We start from the raw sequence: 24,633 nt of genomic DNA, 5'->3' as shown, positions 1-24,633 counted from the left end.
ATCAGGCTTGCCTGCGGTAAATATCCGGGCGAACGATCTGCCAGGCGTTGCTTTTTTTGGTCATTGCTGAATAACCGCATTTCTCATACAGCCAGGGCGCGGTGCTGGTTACCAGCATAATTCTGCGTAATGTTGCCAAAAGCGGATGGGAATGACAGCACTCCATCAGCCAGCGGCCCAGTCCCTGCTTCTGAAACTCTTCTATGACCCAGACGTCGCAAAGATAGCCAAAGGTGGCGTAATCGGTGATCAGCCGGGCAAAGCCAATCTGTTCATTGTGCTGATACAGACCAAAATTGAGGCTGCCTTGCAGGCTTTTCTGCACGGTAGCCCGGTCAATCCCTGCGGCCCACGTTGAGCGGGTAAGATATGCATGGATAGCGGTGAGATCCAGTTGTGCCGGATCGGTTGACACCACAAAAGTGTCACGATGCCAGCTGAGATGCGAGGTCATGACTTACTCCACAGGCTTTACAGCAGAAAAAAAGTTGCTGAGCCAGCCTCAGCAACCGGGAGGGCGAAAGCTTCCGCGCCCAATGCCACATCACTTAAGGCGGTTTACATCTTCACAGGTTAAGCCGATATCCCGCAGCTGCGCTCTGTCCAGTCGGGACAATGCCCGTCGGGTAAGCGTACGCAACCGCCAGCTTTTCCACATCCGGTATGGCAGCTGACAGATCAAACGAAATGGTGATTCTTTAAAAGGGCGAGCGCTGCGGTTTTCGTAAAATTCCATACTGTCCTCCTCGCGTTAGTCTCGTTCTATTTTGCGGCGCGGAGGCAGGATGATACAGATGCAAAAATCACTTTTCTTTAACATACAGATCGCGTAATAGTAGCGCTGAATGGTGATTTAAAACGCTATCTGTACTGCTTTTATCGCAGTTACCGTTAGGGGGAGGATACAATTGACACGTTATCAGCATCTGGCCGCGCTGCTGATGCAGCGGATTGAGCAGGGTTTATATCAAAGTGGCGAGCGATTGCCCTCGGTCAGAACCTTAAGCAGTGAACATGGCGTCAGCATCAGCACCGTTCAGCAGGCGTATCATCTGCTGGAGGAGAAGCAACTTATCGCTCCTCAGGCGCGCTCAGGCTATTTTGTCAGCTCACGCCGTGCGGCACCTCCTGTACCGGCCATTACCCGACCGGTACAGCGGCCGGTGGAGATCACGCAATGGGAGTCGGTGCTCGAGCTGCTCAATGTGCGTGAAGGTGAGAATGTCATCAAGCTGGGCAGCGGAATTCCGGATCTGCAACAGCCGACGCTGAAACCCTTGTGGAAAATTTTCAGCCGCATGGGAAACCAGCAGGATATGCAGATGCTGGATTACGACAGTCTGTATGGTGTTTTGGAACTGCGTGAACAGGTGGCCAGACTGACCATCGACAGTGGCTGCCATCTGACACCTGAGGAGATTGTCATTACCACCGGTTGCCAGGAGGCGTTGTCAGTTGCCATCCGCGCAATCTGTCAGCCAGGTGATATCGTCGCCGTGGAGTCGCCCGCCTTTTATGGCACCATGCAGACGCTGCGTGGTTTTGGCATTAAAGCTATTGAGATCCCTACTGACTCCTGTACCGGCATCAGTCTGGAAGCGCTGGAGCTGGCCTTTGACCAGTGGCCGGTAAAAGCGGTGCTCGTTGTACCTGTCTGTAATAACCCGCTGGGTTTTACCATGCCGGACTCGCGTAAGCGAGCGTTGCTGGCGCTGGCTCAGCGCTTTGACGCGGCGATTATTGAAGATGATGTCTATGGCGAGCTGAGCTATGACTACCCGCGTCCCATCACCATCAAGTCGCTGGATGATGATGGTCGGGTGCTGCTTTGCAGCTCATTCTCTAAAACCCTCTCACCGGGGTTGCGTGTGGGATGGGTGGCGCCGGGGCGCTATCTTGATCGCGTATTGCACATGAAATACATCGTGACCGGTTCTACGGCGAAGCAGCCACAAATGGCGGTGGCGGAATTTATTCGTCAGGGTTTTTATTCTGTGCATTTGCGCAGAATGCGGCAGCAGTACCAGAAAAATCTTCAGGCTTTCACGCTCTCCCTGCGCAGGCATTTCCCCTGCGGTATCTGTGTGACGCGGCCCCAGGGCGGCTATCTGGTATGGATAGAACTGCCGGAGGCACTGGATACCGTGCGGCTGAACAGAAAGCTCAAAGAGAGTCATATCCAGATAGCGGTGGGCTCGCTTTTTTCTGCTTCAGGTAAGTATCGCAACTGTCTGCGGCTGAATTACGCCCAGCCTTTTACCGACAAGACCGAGAATGCGCTGAAGATCCTTGGTGCGGCGGTCGAAGATGCAATGGAAAAATGCGTCACCACGGTGGAGGAGTAATGAAGGCAGGCCCGACTGGAAGGAAGGGTTTCGGGCCTGGACGATGCCGTTTTGGCATCGACAGCAGGTAATTTACAGCAGAAGACCTTCGCCGAAAGTGGCTGAAAACAGGCCCGGAAGACGGGCCGTAATAGTATTCAGTGGTTGCAGCAAGTTTTTTAAAAATTGTGCGTTGTTACGCACGAACGTCCCAGATGACTGTCCCAGTCTTTCCACACCGGCTGCATTCCTGCCGCCATTAACGCTTTCGCGACCTGCTGTGGATGACGATTGTCGTGGGGAGAAAACTGCTCCAGCTCCGTATTGCCATCGGCATAGCCACCAGGTTGCGTTTTCGAGAAGGCGCTGAGCGAATTAATCGCCAGCGGCACCACCCTGTCCCGGAAACGGGGAGATTCGCGGGTCGACAACGACTGTTCCACTTCCGGCGCAAACAGACGGAAAGCGCAAATAACCTGTACCAGCTGTGCTTCATCCATCAGCGAGGCGGGTTGGATGCCCCCGGCACAGGGGCGCAGGCGGGGAAATGCCACGGAATAACGGCTCTGCCACCAGCTCTTTTGTAGCCACAACAGGTGCTCTGCCATCATATAACAGTCTGTTCGCCAGCTGTCTGACAAGCCAATCAGCGTACCCAGCCCAATCTTATCCACCCCTGCGCTGCCCAGCCTGTCCGGCGTTTCCAGTCGGAAAAAGAAATCCTGTTTATTCCCCTTCAGATGGTGCTGGCGGTACACCGCCGGATGGTAGGTCTCCTGATACACCAGCACGCCATCCAGCCCCAGCGTTTTCAGCTCAACGTAGTCTGCCTCGCTCATTGGTTGCACTTCCATCATCAGTGAACTGAAGTGGCGGCGAATGCCCGGCAGATGTTGGCGAAAATAATCCATGCCGACTTTGCTCTGGTGCTCGCCGGTAACCAGCAGCAGCTGGTCAAATCCCAGCTCGCGGATAGCCTGACATTCCCGGTCAATTTCCCGCGCATCCAGCGTCTTGCGTTTAATCCGGTTGCTCATGGAAAAGCCGCAATACGTGCAGTCGTTGGCACACAGGTTGGAAAGATACAGAGGAACAAACAGATTTACCGCATAGCCAAATCGCTGGCGGGTCAAGTACTGAGCTTTTTGCGCCAGCGGCTCAAGATAAGGCTGTGCGGCAGGGGAAAGCAGCGCCATCAGCTCCTCACGCCCCACCCTGGGCGCATTCAGCGCCCGCTCAACGTCGGCGGCTGTTTTACTGTGGATACGCATCCGGATGTCATCCCAGTCCAGCTTTTCCCATTGAGTAACAAAACTCTTCATGGCGTCGCCTCGTCAGTCAGGAAGCGGGTCAGCGGGCTGGTGGCCACCGCCTGCTGATGGCGACTGCCCGGACCGCTGCGAAAGGCAAGCTCGCCAGCCTCCACCGCCAGCCGGAAGGCCCGCGCCATATTGACCGGATGGCTGGCACAGGCCAGCGCGGTGTTGACCAGCACAGCATCGGCCCCCAGTTCCATCGCCTCGCTGGCGTGACTGGGCACGCCTATCCCGGCATCAATGACGACCGGGACATTCGACTGTTCAATAATAATTGCCAGCAAATCGCGGGTTTTCAGCCCCTGATTGCTGCCAATCGGCGCGCCCAGCGGCATAACGGCCGCACAGCCTGCCTCCTCCAGTCTTTTACACAGCACCGGGTCGGCGGGACAGTAGGGCAGCACGGTAAAGCCCTCTTTTACCAGCTGTTGGGCTGCTTTAAGCGTTTCAATGGCGTCGGGTAACAGGTAGCGAACATCCGGATGGATCTCCAGCTTCAGCCAGTGTGTATCCAGCGCCTCACGCGCCAGCCGTGCGGCAAAAACCGCTTCTTCGGCGGTTTTTGCACCGGAGGTGTTAGGCAACAGCTGTACGCCCAGCTGTTGCAAAGGCCGCAGGATACCGTCATCCCCGCCACGTAAATCGACTCTTTTCATCGCCACGGTGACCAGCTGGCTGCCGGAGGCGGTTAAAGCCTCCAGCATGATGGCCGGACTGGAGAATTTTCCCGTGCCGGTAAACAGACGGGAAGAAAACGTTTTATCGGCTATCTGTAACATATCAACCTCCGGCGATGACCTGGAATATCACCAGCTCATCCCCTTCCTGTAAGTACCAGTCTGCCCAACGATCGCGGGGCACAATCTGCTGATTAACCGCCAGAGCGATGCCTGCTGGCGAGCGGGACAGCTGTTGCAGCAGGGATGCCAGCGTCAGTGCGGCAGCCAGGTGAAAAGGCTCATCGTTAATGACGATGTTCATGATGGCCTCCACAGAGTGGACACTGACTGCTGCGCTCAAGATTCAGCGTTCGCCAGGTCTGCTGGCGGCCATCAAACAGCCGCAGTTTGCCATCCAGGGCAGAAGTCAGTCCCGCCAGCATTTTCAGCGCCTCCAGCGCCTGCATGGTGCCCATTATCCCCACCACCGGCCCCAGCACCCCTGACGTCCGGCAGTTACGAGGGGGCTCGGCATCGTCCGGCCACAGACAGCGGTAACAGCCGTGCAGGAATGGCGGGGTCAGCACCAGAAGCTGACCGCTGAAACCCACGGCGCTGGCGCTGACAAGCGGTGTGGCGTTCTGTACACAGGCGACATTGATTGCCTGCCGGGTCGCCATGTTGTCACTGCAATCGAGCACCAGATCCACTGAGCGGATGGTTTCTGCCAGCGATGTGGCTTCCATGCGGCGATCCAGAGTGATCACCTCTGTCTGTGGGTTCAGGGCCAGCAGATGCTGTCTGGCAGCTGCGGTTTTGGGCAGGCCGGTTTCATCACTGCGGAACAGAATCTGCCGTTGCAGGTTGCTGATATGCACACGGTCATCATCGGCCAGCAGCATTTTTCCCACGCCCGCCGCCGCAAGATAGAGCGCCGCCGGGGAGCCCAGGCCGCCCAGCCCGACAATCAGCACGCTGCTGTTATGCAGTTTTTGCTGTATATCAGCACCAAACTCTTCCAGCAGCAGCTGACGGCTGTAACGCATAAAGTCGCTGTCACTGAGCATCAACACCCCCTCCCACACCGACCAGTGACAGCAACTGCCGGGTTGCGGCCTGCCAGTCCTCAGCCTGAGTAATGGCGCTGACGACGGCAATGCTGCCAACGCCGGTTGCCAGCACGGCCGGGGCGCGTTGCAGGCTGATGCCGCCTATTGCCACGGTGGAGATACCGGGCAGCCGGGCGACATGACGTTGCAACTCGCTCAGCCCCTGGGGAGCGGATGGCATCTGTTTAGTTTGTGTCGGAAAAATATGTCCCAGGGCAATATACGAAGGCTGTTCGGCCAGCGCACGCTCCAGTTCAGCATCATCGTGAGTGGATAGCCCCAGACGCAGCCCCGCATGTTGAATGGCATCCAGATCGGCGCTGTCCATGTCCTGTTGCCCAAGGTGGACGCCGTAAGCCTGATGTCTGACAGCCAGTTGCCAGTAGTCGTTGATAAACAGCCGGGCGCCATAGCGTCGTCCCAGCGCCACAGCGGCAGCCACCTGTTGGTCGGCCATTTCTCCGGTCAGGTCTTTTATCCGTAGCTGAATGGTGCGAACGCCGGTTTCCAGCAAGCGCTCAATCCAGGTCACGGAGTCCACGACCGGATACAGCCCCAGTCTTTGTTCAGTCGCAGCAAAGGGAGGGCGACTCATACCTTTTCCTCCGGCGAGCGGTCAGTCACAGGGTGGTAGAGTTCGCCACCCAGCTCCCGGAATGTGGCTGACATCCCGGCCATGCCAATCTCAATCGGCTGTGCTGTCGCTTGCTGTTGTGCCGCATACTCCCGGACTTCCTGGGTTATTTTCATTGAGCAGAATTTTGGCCCGCACATTGAGCAAAAATGTGCCACCTTGCCGGACTCCTGCGGCAGCGTTTCATCGTGGTATGCCCGGGCCGTGTGTGGATCGAGCGCCAGATTAAACTGGTCCTCCCAGCGGAATTCGAAACGCGCTTTCGACATCGCGTTATCGCGGATCTGTGCGCCGGGGTGGCCTTTCGCCAGGTCTGCGGCATGGGCCGCAATTTTGTACGTGATCAGCCCTTGTTTGACATCCTCTTTATTTGGCAATCCGAGGTGCTCTTTTGGCGTGACGTAGCACAGCATGGCGCAGCCAAACCAGCCAATCATTGCGGCGCCAATCCCGGAAGTGAAGTGGTCGTAACCCGGCGCGATATCGGTGGTCAGCGGCCCCAGCGTATAGAAAGGGGCCTCGTGGCAATGCTCCAGCTGTTCAGTCATATTGCGGCGGATCATTTGCATCGGCACATGGCCGGGACCTTCGATCATCACCTGCACGTCGTACTCCCAGGCGATGCGGGTCAGTTCACCCAGCGTACGCAGCTCGGCAAACTGGGCTTCGTCGTTAGCATCCTGAATGGAGCCTGGCCGCAGGCCATCACCCAGCGACAGGGAGACATCATAAGCCGCACAGATTTCACAAATGTCGCGAAAGTGTTGATACAGGAAGCTCTCCTGATGATGCGACAGGCACCATTTCGCCATAATCGATCCACCGCGTGAAACAATGCCGGTCAGGCGCTTCGCGGTCATCGGTACATAGCGCAGCAGTACACCGGCGTGAATAGTGAAGTAGTCGACTCCCTGTTCCGCCTGTTCCAGCAGGGTATCGCGGAAGATTTCCCAGTTGAGGTTTTCTGCTATGCCATGCACTTTTTCCAGCGTCTGGTAAATCGGTACGGTGCCAATCGGCACCGGGCTGTTACGCAGGATCCACTCGCGGGTTTCGTGGATATTACGCCCGGTAGAGAGGTCCATTACCGTATCGGCTCCCCAGCGGGCGGCCCAGACGAGTTTTTCCACTTCCTCCTCAATCGAGGAGCTGACCGCAGAATTGCCAATGTTGGCGTTGATTTTCACCAGGAAATTACGCCCGATGATCATCGGCTCTGATTCCGGGTGATTGATATTGGCGGGAATAATGGCGCGTCCGGCAGCCACTTCCTGACGAACAAACTCCGGGGTGATCGCCTCCGGCAGTTGCGCGCCAAAGCTGTTACCCGGATGTTGCGCAAGCAGCACCTCGCCACGGATCCGCTCGCGGCCCATGTTTTCACGCAGGGCGATAAACTCCATCTCCGGGGTAATCACGCCCTGCCGGGCATAGTGCAGCTGAGTGACCCTGCGTCCGGGCACAGCCCGCTGCGGAACGGGACGATGAGCAAAGCGTAGCTGATCTAATCCTTCATCAGCCAGACGCTGCTGGCTGTAGCGCGAGCTGAGTTGCTCAACGGGATGGGTATCCCCGCGCTCGGTTATCCAGCGTTTACGTAGCGGCTCCAGTCCGGCGTGTACATCGATTTGTGCATCCGGATCGCCGTAAGGTCCGGCGGTATCGTACACCGGCACCGGCTCGTTTTCTTCAAACTGCGGGTTCTCTTTACTGCCGCCAACCATCGTTGCGCTGAGCTGAATTTCACGCAGCGGTACGCGGATATCGGCCCGGGAGCCGGTCAGGTAAATTCGTCTGGAATTGGGAAAAGCGCTGCCCTGTAAAGAATCAATAAACTGCTGGGCTTCAGCACGTTGTTCACGGCGGGTAGGTTTTTTATCAACGGTAGACATAGCACATTCCTGAATCAGGGAAAATGGCTTGTCCGGAGCTCGGCGGGAGTAAGCGCAGGAATGATGCCGCAGGCCTCATAACCTCACTGGATGTTTACTCTTGTTCCCTTCGCAGGTACTAACCTGATCAGGTTCCGCGGATCCCGAATTAACGGTCTCAGCCCCGAAGGGCACTCCGACAAGATGAATTCTGCTGTCCGATGGGGAGAGGCAGAATGAGAATGACCACTAACAGTCGGTCACTTTATTGCCCCCTGAGCATAAAGGGGCTTTCAGCAAAGCTCAAGATTTTTACAAATTGGTAACGTTTCAGGCCGGACGAGCCAGTGCGGCATCGTTTGCCGGGGCCAGCTGCTGCACATTTCTCTCCAGCGCCAGCTGGATAAACTTGTCTTCCAGGGTAAAACGGGCTTCCAGCGCTTCGCCTACGGCGGATAAAGCCTGTTGAAACTCACGGTAGTTATCATCATCGATAGCGGTTTCGAGATGTGAATCATAAACCTGCATGATCTGCTCGGTATTGGCCTGGAGCGAGGGATAAATTAATGCGGCTTTGGCCAGCTGCTTACTGCCTTCCATCTCTTTGATAAAGCGTTCGTAGATGGTGAAGTGGCCGGTGGAGAGATAATCCACCAGGGTCTGGCAAAAGGTGTCCAGCGCATTTTCATTGAGCGTGGTCAGCGAATCCTTGACAGGCTTGATGCCAACCATCTGATAATAAGCAACTAACAGCTGCTTACGTAATTGCAGACAAAAGTCCACCAGCTCATTGCATCCGCCAACGCGTGCGCTCAGGACGTCTAACTGGTCAAGCATGAGTGACTCCGTAAGTGTTATTTTTAATATCTGAGAGCAATCCCGTCGTACAGAGTGCCTGTGAAGTGGAGGATGAGCAAATTTATGCAACGTGAGATCTCAAGCGTAGACGCTGGCTGGTGGATTGTCAGCCATGAACAGAAACTTTGGTTGCCGGAAGGTCAGCTTCCCAGAGGCAGCGCACAAGATTTCGGACTGGCAGGTTTACAGGGATCGCTAATTGGTGAATGGCTGGGCGAGCCGGTATTTCTGATTTGTGCCAGCCGCAAAGAGGGAATGGCCTCGGTGCGACAACTTCTCAGTGAGGATGTCGGGCTGTTTCAGCTTGCCGGACGTGGGGTACAACTGGCAGAGTTCTATCGCTCACATCAGTGGTGTGGCTACTGCGGCCATCAGATGCTTCACAGCAAAACGGAGTGGGCCTGCCTGTGCAACCACTGTCGTCAGCGTTACTATCCGCAGTTCGCCCCCTGCATCATTGTGGCGATTCGTCGTGGCGATGAGATCCTGCTGGCTCAGCACACCCGACACCGTAACGGCATCTATACGGTGCTGGCTGGTTTTGTCGAAGTGGGGGAAACGCTGGAGCAGACCGTGGCACGAGAAGTAATGGAAGAGAGCGGCATTACGGTGAAAAATCTGCGCTATGTTTCCTCGCAGCCGTGGCCGTTTCCGCAATCACTGATGGTGGCATTTATGGCGGATTATCACAGTGGCGACATCAACATCGATCCGAAAGAGCTGCTGGATGCGGGCTGGTATCGCTTTGATGCCTTGCCAGCTCTGCCACCGGTGGGAACGGTGGCGCGTCGCCTGATTGAGGATACCGTTGCGCTCTGCCGCGCCTCAGAACAATGAAATGTTATACCCTTCATACTTCAAGTTGCAGGTGCGTTGGCTGCGCGAGCGCACCCCAGTCACTTACTTCAGTAAGCTCCTGGGGATTTACTCGCTTGCCGCCTTCCTGCAACTCGAATTATTTTGGGTATATACTGCGCACCTGCAAAACGAGAGCCCAAAAAAATGAGTGAACTGAAGAACGATCGTTATCTGCGCGCGCTGCTGCGCCAGCCGGTAGATGTGACGCCAGTCTGGATGATGCGCCAGGCAGGACGCTATCTGCCAGAGTACAAAGCTACCCGTGCCCAGGCCGGAGATTTTATGTCGCTGTGCAAAAATGCAGAGCTGGCCTGTGAGGTCACGCTGCAACCGCTGCGTCGTTATCCGCTGGACGCGGCGATTCTGTTCTCTGATATTCTGACAATCCCTGATGCGATGGGGCTGGGACTGTGGTTTGAGGCCGGTGAAGGACCCCGTTTTTCCTCCCCGGTCAGCTGCCGGGCAGATGTGGAAAAATTACCGGTCCCTGACCCGGAGCAGGAGCTGGGCTATGTGATGAATGCGGTGCGGACTATCCGGAAAAATTTGCAGGGCGCGGTGCCACTGATTGGCTTTTCAGGCAGCCCCTGGACGCTGGCGACTTACATGGTCGAAGGGGGGAGCAGTAAGGTTTTCACCAAACTGAAAAAGATGATGTACGCCGAACCACAAACCCTGCATCTGATGCTGGATAAGCTGGCCGACAGCGTCATTCTCTATCTTAATGCTCAGATCCGCGCCGGGGCGCAGTCGGTCATGATTTTTGATACCTGGGGCGGCGTGCTGACCGGGCGTGACTATCAGCAATTTTCTCTCCACTACATGCATAAAATCGTGGACGGGCTGCTGCGTGAAAACGAAGGTTGCCGGGTGCCGGTTACGCTGTTTACCAAGGGCGGTGGACAGTGGCTGGAAGCGATGGCTGAAACGGGCTGTGATGCATTAGGTCTGGACTGGACCACCGATATCGCTGATGCCCGTCGTCGTGTCGGTCACAAGGTGGCATTGCAGGGCAACATGGACCCATCGATGCTTTATGCACCGCCAGCGCGTATTGAGCAGGAAGTTGCCGGGATTTTGCAGGGGTTTGGTCAGGGAAATGGCCATGTGTTCAATCTCGGGCACGGCATCCACCAGGATGTTCCGCCTGAACATGCCGGGGTGTTTGTTGAAGCAGTACATCAGCTCTCGCGCCCGTATCATCAGGACTGAGTATGGATCTTCAGGCATTAAAGCAGCAGCAGCTTATGCTCGCCGCCGGGGTGGTGCGTGAAGATGATTTCGCGATAATGCCACCGCGCCTTATTGCGGGTGCGGATGTCGGATTTGAACAGGGCGGTGAGATCACCAGAGCCGCCCTGGTGATTCTTGAATATCCCTCGCTGAAACTGGTGGAACATCACGTTGCGCGCATAGCCACCACCATGCCCTATATTCCTGGTTTCCTCTCCTTCCGTGAATACCCTGCCTTACTGGCTGCCTGGCAACAGTTGCAGCATCAGCCAGACCTGCTGTTTGTCGATGGTCACGGCATTGCCCACCCACGTCGTCTGGGGGTTGCCAGTCATTTTGGTCTGCTGGTGGATGTACCCACTATAGGGGTGGCCAAACGTCGTCTGTGTGGTCAGTTTGACCCGCTGGCAGAACAGCCGGGCGCGCGGCAGCCACTGATCGACAAAGGAGAGCAGACTGGCTGGGTGCTGCGCAGCAAGCGGCGTTGTAACCCCTTATTTATTTCCTGCGGGCACCGTGTCAGTGCGGATACGGCTCTGCACTGGGTGGAAGCCTGTCTGCAAGGCTACCGCCTGCCGGAACCGACCCGCTGGGCGGATGCTGTGGCTTCGCAGCGCTCTGCATTTAAGCGGCTTTACTCTGAGGGTTAACGGTGTGAGTACCAGGCTTTTCAGTTACACTTCCCGACGCGCACTATTGTTGAAGAGAACCCATCATGTTACGTAATCCGATCCACCTGCGGCTGGAAAAGCTGGAAAGCTGGCAGCATGTGACTTTCATGGCCTGCCTGTGTGAGCGTATGTACCCCAACTACCGGGCATTTTGCCAGCAGACCGCATTTGGCGATGGGCAACTTTATCGCCGCATTCTTGACCTGGTTTGGGAAACGCTGGTGGTTAAAGAGGCCAAAATCAATTTTGATTCACAGCTGGAAAAGCTGGAGGAGGCGATTCCGGCAGCAGAGGATTACGATCTCTACGGTGTTTACCCCGCCATTGATGCCTGTGTTGCGCTGAGTGAGCTGTTACATTCCCGACTCAGCGGTGACACGCTTGCGCACGCTATTACCGTTAGCGAAACCTCTATTACTACCGTGGCGATGCTGGAAATGACCCAGGCCGGTCGTGAAATGACCGAAGAAGAATTAAAAGAGAATCCGGCCGTGGAAGAGGAATGGGACATCCAGTGGGAGATTTTTCGACTGCTCAGCGCCTGCGAGGAAAGGGACCTGGAATTGATAAAAGGACTGCGTTCTGAGCTGCGGGAATCAGGGATTAGCAATATTGGTATAAATTTTCAGCAATAAGGCGAGAAAACGTGACTTCAGGCCTGATTTGTAGCGCCTTAAGGCTTCACATTCGCCCCCTGTCTGGTCTACATTTGGGGGGCTGAAAAAAGTGGCTATCGGTGCGTGTATGCAGGAGAGTGCCAGAATCTGGTTTTTCCCTCGCACTCGATGCTTAGCAAGCGATAAATACACTGTAAGGATAACTTATGAACAAGACTCAACTGATTGATGTAATTGCGGACAAAGCGGACCTGTCTAAGACCCAGGCTAAAGCTGCTCTGGAATCCACCCTGGCTGCGATTACTGAGTCTCTGAAAGAAGGTGATGCTGTACAACTGGTTGGTTTTGGTACTTTTAAAGTTAATCACCGTGCTGAGCGTACTGGCCGCAACCCGCAGACTGGCAAAGAGATCAAAATTGCTGCTGCAAACGTACCGGCATTTGTTTCTGGTAAAGCACTGAAAGACGCTGTTAAGTAATCGTGTGACAGTGAAAAGTTTTAAACAGGGGGGCGTGAGCCCCTTTTGTTTGCGACGGATATCACTCTCCACTTTCCTCTGCCCCGACGGCATGACTGTCATTTTTGCGTGATACTCACCTGATGACCCGATTCCCTTTCTCCCTTCCCGTATTGTTAGCCGTGCTGTTAATGGCGGGTTGTAGCTCAAGTCAAAAATTGCCTGATTTTACTGCCAGCGGTTATCTTGCCGATCGCGGTGCCGTGCGCATATGGCGCAAGGAGGGCTCGGCCCGGTCCAGTCACCTGATAACGGTTTATACGCCGTTCAGTGGGACAGCGACGGAAACGACAACCTACCAGTGGCAGCAAAATAAGCTGCTCTCCATTGAGCGTCATACCGGTGGTGAGCATCCTGAAAGTGTGATGATGCGCTTTCAGGATGACAAACTGAGCTTTATGCAGCGACAGCTTGAAGGGCGTCGGGAAGCGCTCTCAGCGGACGCGGTAGCGCTGTATCAGTTTGATGCCGGGCGTATGCTCAGGATCAGCGATGACCTGCTGGCCGGGCGTGTGATGCTGAAACAGGGCCACTGGTCAGCAGATGGCACGGTAACGCTCTGTCAGGGAAGCCAGACACGCCCCGCATTTGACAGTTTTTCGCTGCATTACATCACTCAACATCAGCAGGCATCCGGTAAACCGGTGAGTCTCTCCTGGCTTGAAGCCCCGCGAGGCACACAGCTACTGCTGGTTTCAACAGAAAATATCTGTGCTACAGAACCAAAGGCTGCCGATCTCTGACGGCGTCAGACTCTGTCGGATCGTAAGAAACTGAGGTTGGATAGAGAAAACGAGTTTGCAGCTGTATGAAATGATATGGCAGCAACTGTCGCAAAAGGATGCTGTTACAACGGAATCAGTTACAGCCTGTTGAATGCATTGCTCCTGACGTGTCGTGGTATCTGGCAAGGCGGCCATCAGAAACCGATCGGCAATAGCAGATATCCGGGCGGCGCACCGGGGATTTTATTAATACGCATACCAGGAAGATATTGAACTGCAGACAATGACGACGGCTCTGAAGGCTAATCGCGGCTATCTCGCACTCGTTTTAAGTACAATATTTAAGATTTGACCATATTGGTGGAGGAGGGCGTAAGAAGCTCTGTTTCTGCTTTGCAGCATACGATTTCTCGTTAGCGTGATGATGAGGGGCATATCTGCCTGTTACTAAAGCTGCACCCTCCATGGTGCAGAGCAGGTATGTTCGCCGGTGAACTTTTCTATCTCAACTACTGACGCCCAATCGCCCGATAACCAATATCACTGCGGCAGAAGCTGCCTTCCCATGAGATGTGCTTCGCCAGCTCGTAGGCATGCTTTTGCGCCGCTGCAATGTCGTGACCTAAAGCCGTCACGCACAATACCCGTCCACCGTTCGTCACGACCAGCTCATCCTGCATTTTGGTGCCCGCGTGGAAGACTTTGCCATTCGGCACCTCTTCCAGCGGCAAACCATGAATTTGCGTACCCGTACGGTAGTCGTCAGGGTAACCTCCTGCTGCCAACACCACGCCGAGCGCAGGGCGAGGATCCCATACGGAATCTTTACTACTTAACCGGCCATCGACGGCTGCCAGGCAAAGCTCAACCAGGTCGGACTGCAGGCGCAGCATGATTGGCTGCGTTTCCGGATCGCCAAAGCGGCAGTTAAATTCAATCACCTTCGGCTGGCCGCTTTTGTCGATCATCAAACCGGCATAGAGGAATCCGGTATAGACATTGCCCTCAGCAGCCATACCTTTGACGGTAGGCCAGATCACCTCATCCATGACGCGCTGATGAATTTCATCGGTGACTACCGGCGCAGGTGAGTAAGCACCCATGCCACCTGTGTTCGGCCCGGTATCGCCATCTCCCACGCGCTTATGATCCTGGCTGGTAGCCATCGGCAACACATTTTCACCATCAACCATAACGATAAAGCTGGCTTCTTCGCCTTCAAGAAACTCTTCCACCACGATGCGGTGTCCGGCATCACCAAAGGCATTGCCTGCCAGCATATCCTGAACGGCATCTTCTGCTTGCTTAAGTGTCATTGCTACGATGACGCCTTTTCCGGCGGCCAGTCCATCTGCTTTAATCACGATGGGCGCACCCTTGCTGCGAACATAGGCCAGTGCAGGTTCCACCTCGGTGAAGTTCTGGTATTCCGCGCTTGGGATTTTGTGGCGAGCCAGAAAATCTTTAGTAAAGGCTTTGGAGCCTTCCAGTTGAGCTGCCGCCTGCGTTGGGCCGAAAATTTTCAGACCCGCAGCCCGGAACGCATCAACCACGCCAATGACCAGTGGCGCTTCAGGGCCAACAATAGTCAGATCAATCTTTTCACTTTGGGCAAAGCTTACCAGGGCAGCAATGTCGGTGGCGCTAATGGGTACGTTCTGTAAAGCAGGTTCCAGCGCAGTGCCTGCGTTGCCGGGAGCCACAAAAACGGTTTCAGCCAGCGGTGATTGGGCTGCTTTCCATGCCAGCGCATGTTCACGTCCGCCATTACCAATAACTAAAATTTTCATTCTTTAGCTCCTTAATCAGTGCCGGAAATGGCGCATATCGGTGAAGATCATCGCAATGCCGTGTTCATCAGCGGCGGCAATCACCTCTTCGTCGCGGATTGAGCCACCTGGCTGGATAACACAGCTCACGCCGACGGCAGCAGCGGCATCAATACCATCGCGGAACGGGAAGAAAGCATCAGACGCCATGGCACAACCCTTCACTTCCAGCCCTTCATCTTCTGCTTTGATTCCGGCGATTTTCGCGGAATAGACCCGGCTCATCTGGCCCGCACCAATACCGATGGTCATGTTGTCACGCGCATAAACAATGGCGTTGGATTTAACAAATTTGGCTACTTTCCAGCAGAACAGTGCATCACGCAGCTCCTGCTCTGTTGGCTGGCGTTTACTGACTACGCGCAGTTGGTCAGCCGTTACCATTCCCAGATCCCGATCCTGAACCAGCAGGCCACCGTTGACTCGTTTAAAGTCCAGACCCGCCCGGCGCTGCTGCCACTGGCCGCAGGTCAGTACACGCACATTTTGTTTTGTTGCGGTTATCTTCAGCGCGGCTTCGCTAGCGGAAGGGGCAATAATTACCTCAACAAACTGACGGCTGATAATGGCCTGAGCCGTTGCTTCGTCAAGTTCGCGGTTAAAAGCAATAATGCCGCCAAAGGCCGAAGTGGGATCGGTTTTCCAGGCAAGTTCGTAGGCATCAAGAATCGATCCCGCCACGGCCACTCCGCATGGGTTTGCATGTTTAACAATCACACAGGCCGCATCACTGAACTCTTTTACACACTCCAGCGCTGCATCGGTATCTGCGATGTTGTTATAAGACAGTGCTTTGCCCTGAAGCTGTTGCGCGGTGGCAACGGACGCTTCAGCCACTGACTCTTCTATATAGAAAGCAGCCTCCTGGTGGCTGTTCTCTCCGTAACGCATATCCTGTTTCTTGATGAAGTTCAGATTTAACGTGCGAGGGAAACGGCCGGAAGCTTCAGAAGTCTCACCATGATAGGCAGGCACCAGGCTTCCAAAATAGTTAGCGATCATGCTGTCATAGGCGGCTGTATGTTCAAAAGCCTTGATCGCCAGATCAAAACGTGTTGCCAGTAACAATGAGTGATTATTGGCGTCCATTTCTTCAATGATTGCCTGGTAGTCACTGCTTTTGACCACGATGGCGACGTCTTTATGATTCTTCGCCGCCGACCGCACCATGGTCGGTCCGCCGATATCAATATTTTCAACGGCATCTTCCAGTGAACAGCCTTCACGGGCAACGGTTTGTGCAAAGGGATACAGGTTAACAACCACCATGTCGATGGGAGAGATCTCATGTTCCTTCATGATGTCATCATCCTGGCCGCGGCGTCCGAGGATACCGCCGTGCACTTTAGGATGCAGAGTTTTGACACGTCCATCCATCATTTCCGGAAAACCGGTGTAATCAGAAACTTCAGTGACGGGCAGACCTGCTTCAGCCAACAGGCGGGCAGTACCACCTGTCGACAGCAGTTCAACACCGCGCGCTGAAAGCGCCTGAGCAAATTCGAGGATACCGGCTTTGTCTGACACGCTAAGCAGAGCGCGGCGTACAGGACGAGGTTGTTGCATGAGGTTGATCCCTTGGCTTTGGTTCGCATAGATAAGAGCGTTATATCAACCTTCACTATTATCTCTTATTACGTAAATAAAGTGTGGGCTGAGATAACGACCCTGGCTGGCACCAGGATTTTGCCGGGCATTGTAGCGAAAACGTTTGCGTGATGCTCGTCTAAATTCCTGGTTGGCATCAAATGTGGATAAGTTTGTGAATAACTGCGTATAACCAGGGCTTTTGCTGTGGAATGCAGCGAACGCTCTGTTTTTAATAAATTAGGGGTTGTCAGGCCCTGAAAACTCCCTATAATGCGCCACCACTGACACGGAACAGCGGCTGAGAAGCCGACGAGTCAGGAGGTTCAGCAACGCTGAGCCGCCGGAGAAAACCTCTTAAAAAAGAAGTTGACTCTGAAGGAGGAGAGCGTAATATACGCCACCTCGCAACAGCAGCAGCGCTGCCGGTTGCACCGCTCTTTAACAATTTATCAGACAATCTGTGTGGGCACTCACAGGATTGATATCCGCATCTTAGGATGCAAAAAAATATCAAGCCTCAGAGTGAACACGTAATTCATTACGGTTTTTCCTGAGCACCGCTTCACGAGTTGAAGCAAATCAGACTTTTAATTGAAGAGTTTGATCATGGCTCAGATTGAACGCTGGCGGCAGGCCTAACACATGCAAGTCGAACGGTAGCACAGGGGAGCTTGCTCCCCGGGTGACGAGTGGCGGACGGGTGAGTAATGTCTGGGAAACTGCCCGATGGAGGGGGATAACTACTGGAAACGGTAGCTAATACCGCATAACGTCGCAAGACCAAAGTGGGGGACCTTCGGGCCTCACACCATCGGATGTGCCCAGATGGGATTAGCTAGTTGGTGAGGTAACGGCTCACCAAGGCGACGATCCCTAGCTGGTCTGAGAGGATGACCAGCCACACTGGAACTGAGACACGGTCCAGACTCCTACGGGAGGCAGCAGTGGGGAATATTGCACAATGGGCGCAAGCCTGATGCAGCCATGCCGCGTGTATGAAGAAGGCCTTCGGGTTGTAAAGTACTTTCAGCGGGGAGGAAGGGAGTGGAGTTAATAACTTCATTCATTGACGTTACCCGCAGAAGAAGCACCGGCTAACTCCGTGCCAGCAGCCGCGGTAATACGGAGGGTGCAAGCGTTAATCGGAATTACTGGGCGTAAAGCGCACGCAGGCGGTCTGTTAAGTCAGATGTGAAATCCCCGGGCTTAACCTGGGAACTGCATTTGAAACTGGCAGGCTTGAGTCTTGTAGAGGGGGGTAGAATTCCAGGTGTAGCGGTGAAATGCGTAGAGATCTGGAGGAATACCGGTGGCGAAGGCGGCCCCCTGGACAAAGACTGACGCTCAGGTGCGAAAGCGTGGGGAGCAAACAGGATTAGATACCCTGGTAGTCCACGCCGTAAACGATGTCGATTTGGAGGTTGTGCCCTTGAGGCGTGGCTTCCGTAGCTAACGCGTTAAATCGACCGCCTGGGGAGTACGGCCGCAAGGTTAAAACTCAAATGAATTGACGGGGGCCCGCACAAGCGGTGGAGCATGTGGTTTAATTCGATGCAACGCGAAGAACCTTACCTGGCCTTGACATCCACGGAAGACCCCAGAGATGGGGTTGTGCCTTCGGGAACCGTGAGACAGGTGCTGCATGGCTGTCGTCAGCTCGTGTTGTGAAATGTTGGGTTAAGTCCCGCAACGAGCGCAACCCTTATCCTTTGTTGCCATCGGTTCGGCCGGGAACTCAAAGGAGACTGCCGGTGATAAACCGGAGGAAGGTGGGGATGACGTCAAGTCATCATGGCCCTTACGGCCAGGGCTACACACGTGCTACAATGGCGCATACAAAGAGAAGCGACCTCGCGAGAGCAAGCGGACCTCATAAAGTGCGTCGTAGTCCGGATCGGAGTCTGCAACTCGACTCCGTGAAGTCGGAATCGCTAGTAATCGTGGATCAGAATGCCACGGTGAATACGTTCCCGGGCCTTGTACACACCGCCCGTCACACCATGGGAGTGGGTTGCAAAAGAAGTAGGTAGCTTAACCTTCGGGAGGGCGCTTACCACTTTGTGATTCATGACTGGGGTGAAGTCGTAACAAGGTAACCGTAGGGGAACCTGCGGTTGGATCACCTCCTTACCTGAAGATACCTTCCCGTGCAGTACTCACACAGATTGTCTGATAGAAAAGTAATGAGCAGGACGGCTGCGAAGTCGAGACACCTTTGTGTCCCCTTCGTCTAGCGGTTAGGACTCCGCCCTTTCACGGCGGCAACAGGGGTTCGAATCCCCTAGGGGACGCCACCTGCCTGGTGACAGGTGAAAGATGTCTCCGCCCGTATCTCAGAGCTGATTTACCGCAAGGTGAATCGGTTATGAGATACATGCTCTTTAACAATCCGGAACAAGCTGAAAATTTGAAACGACATGTTGTGGTCATTCTCCGTAATAAGAATGGCATGACGACATGTTCGGGTCTCTCAAATGCTTACAACATGCAGCGTGACTCTGTCGGAGTAACGAACGAGCAAGGTCGTGGCAAGGCGTCAGCGCGCAGCAGGGCGGAGTGGACTGATGTCCATGAGCACTGCAAGCACTGCATAACGCGGCCATGACGACGCGCAGTCGTTACGAAACCAGAAGAAAGGACGCCTGTGGGTTGTGAGGTTAAGTGACTAAGCGTACACGGTGGATGCCCTGGCAGTCAGAGGCGATGAAGGGCGTGCTAATCTGCGATAAGCGTCGGTAAGGTGATATGAACCGCGATACCCGACGATACCCGAATGGGGAAACCCGGTGCACTCAGTGCATCATTGCAGCATGAATACATAGTGCTGCAAGGCGAACCGGGGGAACTGAAACATCTAAGTACCCCGAGGAAAAGAAATCAACCGAGATTCCCCCAGTAGCGGCGAGCGAACGGGGAGGAGCCCGGAACCATCATCGGCTTGTGCATCAGTGGAAGCGTCTGGAAAGTCGCAGGATACAGGGTGATACTCCCGTACACGAAGAGGCACAGGCCGTGAGTTCGAAGAGTAGGGCGGGACACGTGGTATCCTGTCTGAATATGGGGGGACCATCCTCCAAGGCTAAATACTCCTGACTGACCGATAGTGAACCAGTACCGTGAGGGAAAGGCGAAAAGAACCCCGGCGAGGGGAGTGAAACAGAACCTGAAACCGTGTACGTACAAGCAGTGGGAGCACCTTCGTGGTGTGACTGCGTACCTTTTGTATAATGGGTCAGCGACTTGTATTCTGTAGCAAGGTTAACCGTATAGGGGAGCCGAAGGGAAACCGAGTCTTAACCGGGCGTTAAGTTGCAGGGTACAGACCCGAAACCCGGTGATCTAGCCATGGGCAGGTTGAAGGTTGGGTAACACTAACTGGAGGACCGAACCGACTGATGTTGAAAAATCAGCGGATGACCTGTGGCTGGGGGTGAAAGGCCAATCAAACCGGGAGATAGCTGGTTCTCCCCGAAAGCTATTTAGGTAGCGCCTCGTGAACTCATCTCCGGGGGTAGAGCACTGTTTCGGCCAGGGGGCCATCCCGGCTTACCGATCCGATGCAAACTGCGAATACCGGAGAATGTTATCACGGGAGACACACGGCGGGTGCTAACGTCCGTCGTGAAGAGGGAAACAACCCAGACCGCCAGCTAAGGTCCCAAAGTCATGGTTAAGTGGGAAACGATGTGGGAAGGCCCAGACAGCCAGGATGTTGGCTTAGAAGCAGCCATCATTTAAAGAAAGCGTAATAGCTCACTGGTCGAGTCGGCCTGCGCGGAAGATGTAACGGGGCTAAACCATGCACCGAAGCTGCGGCAGCGGCGCGCAAGCGTTGTTGGGTAGGGGAGCGTTCTGTAAGCCTGCGAAGGTGGCCTGTGAGGGCTGCTGGAGGTATCAGAAGTGCGAATGCTGACATAAGTAACGATAAAGCGGGTGAAAAGCCCGCTCGCCGGAAGACCAAGGGTTCCTGTCCAACGTTAATCGGGGCAGGGTGAGTCGACCCCTAAGGCGAGGCCGAAAGGCGTAGTCGATGGGAAACGGGTTAATATTCCCGTACTTGGTGTTGCTGCGAAGGGGGGACGGAGAAGGCTGTGTCAGCCGGGCGACGGTCGTCCCGGTTTAAGCGTGTAGGCTGGTTTTCCAGGCAAATCCGGAAAATCAAGGCTGAGGCGTGATGACGAGGCACCACGGTGCTGAAGTGACAGATGCCCTGCTTCCAGGAAAAGCCTCTAAGCATCAGGCAACACGAAATCGTACCCGAAACCGACACAGGTGGTCAGGTAGAGAATACCAAGGCGCTTGAGAGAACCCGGGTGAAGGAACTAGGCAAAATGGTGCCGTAACTTCGGGAGAAGGCACGCTGGCGCGTAGGTGGAGGGACTTGCTCCCCGAGCCGAGGCCAGTCGAAGATACCAGCTGGCTGCAACTGTTTATTAAAAACACAGCACTGTGCAAACACGAAAGTGGACGTATACGGTGTGACGCCTGCCCGGTGCCGGAAGGTTAATTGATGGGGTTATGGGTAACCAGAAGCTCCTGATCGAAGCCCCGGTAAACGGCGGCCGTAACTATAACGGTCCTAAGGTAGCGAAATTCCTTGTCGGGTAAGTTCCGACCTGCACGAATGGCGTAATGATGGCCAGGCTGTCTCCACCCGGGACTCAGTGAAATTGAACTCGCTGTGAAGATGCAGTGTACCCGCGGCAAGACGGAAAGACCCCGTGAACCTTTACTACAGCTTGACACTGAACGCTGAGCCTTGATGTGCAGGATAGGTGGGAGGCTTTGAAGCGTGGACGCCAGTCTGCGCGGAGCCATCCTTGAAATACCACCCTTTAACGTTTGGCGTTCTAACCTTGCGCCGTGATCCGGCGCGGGGACAGTGTCTGGTGGGTAGTTTGACTGGGGCGGTCTCCTCCCAAAGCGTAACGGAGGAGCACGAAGGTTGGCTAATCCTGGTCGGACATCAGGAGGTTAGTGCAATGGCATAAGCCAGCTTGACTGCGAGCGTGACGGCGCGAGCAGGTGCGAAAGCAGGTCATAGTGATCCGGTGGTTCTGAATGGAAGGGCCATCGCTCAACGGATAAAAGGTACTCCGGGGATAACAGGCTGATACCGCCCAAGAGTTCATATCGACGGCGGTGTTTGGCACCTCGATGTCGGCTCATCACATCCTGGGGCTGAAGCAGGTCCCAAGGGTACGGCTGTTCGCCGTTTAAAGTGGTACGCGAGCTGGGTTTAGAACGTCGTGAGACAGTTCGGTCCCTATCTGCCGTGGGCGCTGGAGAATTGAGGGGGTTTGCTCCCAGTACGAGAGGACCGGAGTGAACGCACCGCTGGTGTTCGGGTTGTCACGCCAGTGGCACTGCCCGGTAGCTAAGTGCGGAAAAGATAAGCGCTGAAAGCATCTAAGCGCGAAACTTGCCCCGAGATGAGTTCTCCCTGTGGCTTTAAGCCACCCGAAGGGACGTTGAAGACGACGACGTTGATAGGCCGGATGTGTAAGCGCAGCGATGCGTTGAGCTGACCGGTACTAATGACCCGAGAGGCTTAACCTTACAACGCCAGAGGCGTTCTGTTGAGAGACAGTGAATAATTTTCAGCTTGTGACGGATAAGTAATTTGCAGGGAACGTGAGATTTTGTGCTGAGAGAAGGCGGCAGGCGAAGGAAAGGAAAGAGCATACATAAGTATGCGACTGACTTTACGAGCGCAGGCAACGCGGTATCAGGGCAAAAGAAGCGTTTTGTGCACCAAGATTTGCCTGGCGGCCGTAGCGCGGTGGTCCCACCTGACCCCATGCCGAACTCAGAAGTGAAACGCCGTAGCGCCGATGGTAGTGTGGGGTCTCCCCATGCGAGAGTAGGGAACTGCCAGGCATCATATAAGAAGATGCGAAAAGGTGAGATGATCGTTCGTAACTTCAAACCTTTCAGGTGACATGAAAGGAATAAGTAATACCTGATATCAGAAGCAACATTCTGAGTTCAGTGCAGAATCGGTGGAGCGGTAGTTCAGTTGGTTAGAATACCTGCCTGTCACGCAGGGGGTCGCGGGTTCGAGCCCCGTCCGTTCCGCCACCCTTTTAGGGGCGTAGTTCAATTGGTAGAGCACCGGTCTCCAAAACCGGGTGTTGGGGGTTCGAGTCCCTCCGCCCCTGCCAGAAATGGTCCTTTACTTCGGTAAAGGATTTTTTTTGTCTAAAAAACCCTTCAGCTATAATCGCAAGACAACATTTCCCATACCGTCACTTTAAGTTCTGTCACTCCCCTGATGGTTAATAAAAAATATATTAATCATGAAGTAATAATCTTTATGTCAGCATTCAGCAAAGCATATGAAACCCACCCGTTGTACAGGTGGATTGTATGTGCCTCTTTTGCTTGCAAATATCTTTAATGTTCAGCGGAAATGCTCTGGATAATAGAGTACTGCCGTTATTGAAAAATATTACTGAGTGTTGACAGGGTACTTCAACAACTGGCGAATGTGCGTTTGTTGATCGCTGTTTTGCAGCCAGACAGCATACAATGGGCGAACTGCAACAGGTGTATCCGGCATGGTGATGAGATCCGGATAATCTTTGTGCCATATTTCCGGCAAAAAAGCACAGGAATCAGTAGTATGTAACAGCTCTCTGGTGAGATGCGCAGAGGTGGTTGTCAGCACCGGCACATCGTCAGCACCTGCCAGATAGCTCTCGTGCTGATGAAAATCTGCTCCCCATTCCAGTTTGATATAGTCATATTTTTCGCATTTATCCGATCTCCCTGAACGAAACAGCGACAGAGTAATATGCCCTATTTGCTGGCTGGTCAACTCGTCCATTTTGGGAGCTTCAGTCGTAATTAACAGATCCAACTGGCGTTCATGAAGTTGCTTGACGAGCAAATGACGCTGCGCCACACGGGCCTCAAGGTGAAGGCTTTCCCTGTTCTCATAGAGCGTCCTGAGCCATGGCGTAAGATAAGCCTCCCACAGCGATGCACTGGCACCTATAGACAGTTCATTATGCTGTTGGGTGTGCGACACTTCCTTCTTCGCCATAAGCCATGTACTCATCAGGCTTTCGGCATAAGGAAGCAGGCGTTCGCCAGCCGAAGTTAGCCTGATATTATTCCGATGTCGGGTAAAAAGATTCACTCCCAACTGATTTTCGAGCTGCCTGATGCGGAAGCTGACGGCAGACTGGGTGAGATAGAGCGCTTCAGCGGCACGTCCAAAGTGGCGAGTTCTGCTCACTTCCAGAAAGGTTTTAAGTAATTCCGTATCCACATCCATCTCCAAAAAAACATTTGTCGTTATGATTTAAATGTTTTGTTTTACACTCTGTCAAGCGTATCTAATACTCCGCGCCATAAATAGCACGGCCATAAAAGAGTTAGGAGCGTGTAAAATGGCGGAAAGCTTCGCAACAACTAATCGTTTTTTTGATAACAAACATTACCCGCGCGGATTCTCCCGACACGGTGATTTCACCATCAAGGAAGCCCAACTTCTTGAGCGCCACGGATATGCTTTTAACGAGTTGGATCTGGCAAAGCGTGAACCCATAACCGAAGAGGAACGCCTGTTCGTTGAAGTGTGTCGTGGCATCCGCGAGGCGCAAACTGAGGCAGAACGAGTCTGGTCGAAATATATGGCGCGTATCAAACGCCCCAAGCGCTTCCATACGCTGTCTGGCGGCAAGCCGCAGATGGAAGGAGTGGAAGATTACTCGGACAGCGAGGAATAAGAATAAAGGGGCTTCAGCCCCTTTATTGATTGTTTATCAGCAACCTTTAACCGCGAATTTAATCACAACACGACCAGCCCTTTCC

The 24,633-nt window shown here is 54.2% G+C and carries 20 protein-coding genes, 3 tRNA genes, 3 rRNA genes and 1 riboswitch; of the genes, 14 read left to right on the top strand and 12 right to left on the bottom strand.

What is annotated here, in order from left to right; translation table 11 throughout:
• Position 1 precedes the first annotated feature (1 nt).
• A complete protein-coding gene (locus AC3RPL_RS19190) occupies positions 2-454 on the bottom strand; it encodes a GNAT family N-acetyltransferase (RefSeq protein ID WP_490741176.1) in 453 nt (150 codons plus the stop codon).
• Positions 455-544: 90 nt separating this feature from the next.
• Positions 545-736: a DUF1127 domain-containing protein gene (locus AC3RPL_RS19185; protein ID WP_490741175.1), complete on the bottom strand. Its 192-nt coding sequence runs from the start codon at positions 734-736 to the stop codon at positions 545-547.
• 172 nt (positions 737-908) lie between these two features.
• Here AC3RPL_RS19185 and AC3RPL_RS19180 point away from each other — a divergent pair, with 172 nt between their 5' ends.
• Positions 909-2,345: an aminotransferase-like domain-containing protein gene (locus tag AC3RPL_RS19180; RefSeq protein WP_490741174.1), complete on the top strand. Its 1,437-nt coding sequence runs from the start codon at positions 909-911 to the stop codon at positions 2,343-2,345.
• A gap of 158 nt (positions 2,346-2,503) precedes the next feature.
• Here the strand turns inward: AC3RPL_RS19180 and thiH are convergent, their stop codons facing one another.
• From thiH to rsd, 7 genes are all read right to left on the bottom strand, one after another.
• Entirely contained in the window at positions 2,504-3,646 is a 1,143-nt protein-coding gene (thiH, locus tag AC3RPL_RS19175; RefSeq protein ID WP_490741173.1) for a 2-iminoacetate synthase ThiH, read from the bottom strand.
• Positions 3,643-4,419 (bottom strand): thiazole synthase, encoded by a 777-nt coding sequence (locus AC3RPL_RS19170; protein WP_034934466.1) that lies wholly within the window; start codon positions 4,417-4,419, stop codon positions 3,643-3,645. Before AC3RPL_RS19170 ends, thiH begins: the two co-directional genes overlap by 4 nt.
• A 1-nt stretch (position 4,420) precedes the next feature.
• Positions 4,421-4,621, bottom strand: a complete 201-nt coding sequence (gene thiS, locus AC3RPL_RS19165; protein WP_490741172.1) for a sulfur carrier protein ThiS — start codon at positions 4,619-4,621, stop codon at positions 4,421-4,423.
• Positions 4,605-5,366 carry a HesA/MoeB/ThiF family protein gene (locus tag AC3RPL_RS19160; RefSeq protein WP_490741171.1) on the bottom strand — a complete coding sequence of 254 codons (762 nt, stop codon included), beginning with the start codon at positions 5,364-5,366 and terminating at the stop codon, positions 4,605-4,607. Before AC3RPL_RS19160 ends, thiS begins: the two co-directional genes overlap by 17 nt.
• Positions 5,356-6,003: a thiamine phosphate synthase gene (thiE, locus tag AC3RPL_RS19155; protein ID WP_490741170.1), complete on the bottom strand. Its 648-nt coding sequence runs from the start codon at positions 6,001-6,003 to the stop codon at positions 5,356-5,358. The genes AC3RPL_RS19160 and thiE overlap by 11 nt, the downstream gene beginning before the upstream one ends.
• Positions 6,000-7,934, bottom strand: a complete 1,935-nt coding sequence (gene thiC, locus AC3RPL_RS19150) for a phosphomethylpyrimidine synthase ThiC (protein WP_490741169.1) — start codon at positions 7,932-7,934, stop codon at positions 6,000-6,002. The genes thiE and thiC overlap by 4 nt, the downstream gene beginning before the upstream one ends.
• Before the next feature lie 87 nt (positions 7,935-8,021).
• Positions 8,022-8,122: riboswitch (TPP riboswitch) on the bottom strand.
• Positions 8,123-8,243: 121 nt separating this feature from the next.
• Complete coding sequence (gene rsd / locus AC3RPL_RS19145; protein WP_490741168.1) at positions 8,244-8,750, bottom strand: sigma D regulator; 507 nt, start codon at positions 8,748-8,750, stop codon at positions 8,244-8,246.
• Positions 8,751-8,834: 84 nt separating this feature from the next.
• Here rsd and nudC point away from each other — a divergent pair, with 84 nt between their 5' ends.
• The 6 genes from nudC to AC3RPL_RS19115 all read left to right on the top strand — a co-directional run bounded on the left by nudC (position 8,835) and on the right by AC3RPL_RS19115 (position 13,411).
• A complete protein-coding gene (nudC, locus tag AC3RPL_RS19140; protein ID WP_490742095.1) occupies positions 8,835-9,608 on the top strand; it encodes an NAD(+) diphosphatase in 774 nt (257 codons plus the stop codon).
• Positions 9,609-9,773: 165 nt separating this feature from the next.
• The gene (hemE, locus tag AC3RPL_RS19135) at positions 9,774-10,841 is read left to right on the top strand and encodes a uroporphyrinogen decarboxylase (protein WP_490741167.1); all 1,068 of its coding nucleotides are present in this window, start codon (positions 9,774-9,776) and stop codon (positions 10,839-10,841) included.
• A 2-nt stretch (positions 10,842-10,843) separates the two neighbouring features.
• Positions 10,844-11,512, top strand: coding sequence for a deoxyribonuclease V (nfi, locus tag AC3RPL_RS19130; RefSeq protein ID WP_034934478.1), 669 nt, complete (start codon positions 10,844-10,846; stop codon positions 11,510-11,512).
• A 65-nt stretch (positions 11,513-11,577) separates the two neighbouring features.
• Positions 11,578-12,168 (top strand): YjaG family protein, encoded by a 591-nt coding sequence (locus AC3RPL_RS19125; RefSeq protein ID WP_034934480.1) that lies wholly within the window; start codon positions 11,578-11,580, stop codon positions 12,166-12,168.
• Between the two features lie 188 nt (positions 12,169-12,356).
• A complete protein-coding gene (hupA, locus tag AC3RPL_RS19120) occupies positions 12,357-12,629 on the top strand; it encodes a nucleoid-associated protein HU-alpha (protein WP_002438605.1) in 273 nt (90 codons plus the stop codon).
• 122 nt (positions 12,630-12,751) lie between these two features.
• A complete protein-coding gene (locus AC3RPL_RS19115; protein WP_490742094.1) occupies positions 12,752-13,411 on the top strand; it encodes a DUF1481 domain-containing protein in 660 nt (219 codons plus the stop codon).
• 491 nt (positions 13,412-13,902) lie between these two features.
• On the opposite strand, the gene purD is transcribed toward AC3RPL_RS19115, so the two are convergent.
• Both purD and purH read right to left on the bottom strand, forming a co-directional pair.
• Positions 13,903-15,183, bottom strand: coding sequence for a phosphoribosylamine--glycine ligase (gene purD, locus AC3RPL_RS19110; protein ID WP_490741165.1), 1,281 nt, complete (start codon positions 15,181-15,183; stop codon positions 13,903-13,905).
• A gap of 15 nt (positions 15,184-15,198) precedes the next feature.
• Positions 15,199-16,788 (bottom strand): bifunctional phosphoribosylaminoimidazolecarboxamide formyltransferase/IMP cyclohydrolase, encoded by a 1,590-nt coding sequence (purH, locus tag AC3RPL_RS19105; protein ID WP_490741164.1) that lies wholly within the window; start codon positions 16,786-16,788, stop codon positions 15,199-15,201.
• 612 nt (positions 16,789-17,400) lie between these two features.
• Here purH and AC3RPL_RS19100 point away from each other — a divergent pair.
• From AC3RPL_RS19100 to AC3RPL_RS19075, 6 genes are all read left to right on the top strand, one after another.
• Positions 17,401-18,942: ribosomal RNA gene (locus AC3RPL_RS19100) — 16S ribosomal RNA — on the top strand.
• An 89-nt stretch (positions 18,943-19,031) separates the two neighbouring features.
• Positions 19,032-19,106, top strand: a tRNA-Glu gene (locus AC3RPL_RS19095).
• A 361-nt stretch (positions 19,107-19,467) separates the two neighbouring features.
• Positions 19,468-22,371: ribosomal RNA gene (locus AC3RPL_RS19090) — 23S ribosomal RNA — on the top strand.
• 205 nt (positions 22,372-22,576) lie between these two features.
• Positions 22,577-22,692, top strand: a 5S ribosomal RNA gene (rrf, locus tag AC3RPL_RS19085).
• Together the 16S, 23S and 5S rRNA genes with 3 tRNA genes alongside form the textbook arrangement of a ribosomal RNA operon.
• Before the next feature lie 124 nt (positions 22,693-22,816).
• Positions 22,817-22,893, top strand: a tRNA-Asp gene (locus AC3RPL_RS19080).
• 7 nt (positions 22,894-22,900) lie between these two features.
• A tRNA-Trp gene (locus tag AC3RPL_RS19075) sits at positions 22,901-22,976 on the top strand.
• A 287-nt stretch (positions 22,977-23,263) separates the two neighbouring features.
• Here AC3RPL_RS19075 and hdfR read toward each other — a convergent pair.
• The gene (gene hdfR / locus AC3RPL_RS19070) at positions 23,264-24,088 is read right to left on the bottom strand and encodes an HTH-type transcriptional regulator HdfR (RefSeq protein WP_034938989.1); all 825 of its coding nucleotides are present in this window, start codon (positions 24,086-24,088) and stop codon (positions 23,264-23,266) included.
• Between the two features lie 121 nt (positions 24,089-24,209).
• On the opposite strand from hdfR, the gene AC3RPL_RS19065 reads away from it, so the two are divergent.
• On the top strand, positions 24,210-24,548 hold the full coding sequence (locus AC3RPL_RS19065) for a MaoP family protein (protein WP_034938980.1): 339 nt from the start codon (positions 24,210-24,212) through the stop codon (positions 24,546-24,548).
• Positions 24,549-24,633: the final 85 nt, after the last annotated feature.

The organism is Erwinia papayae (assembly GCF_058241465.1).
Note: the sequence above shows the minus strand (reverse complement) of the source record. Positions and strands in the feature narration are given on the sequence as shown.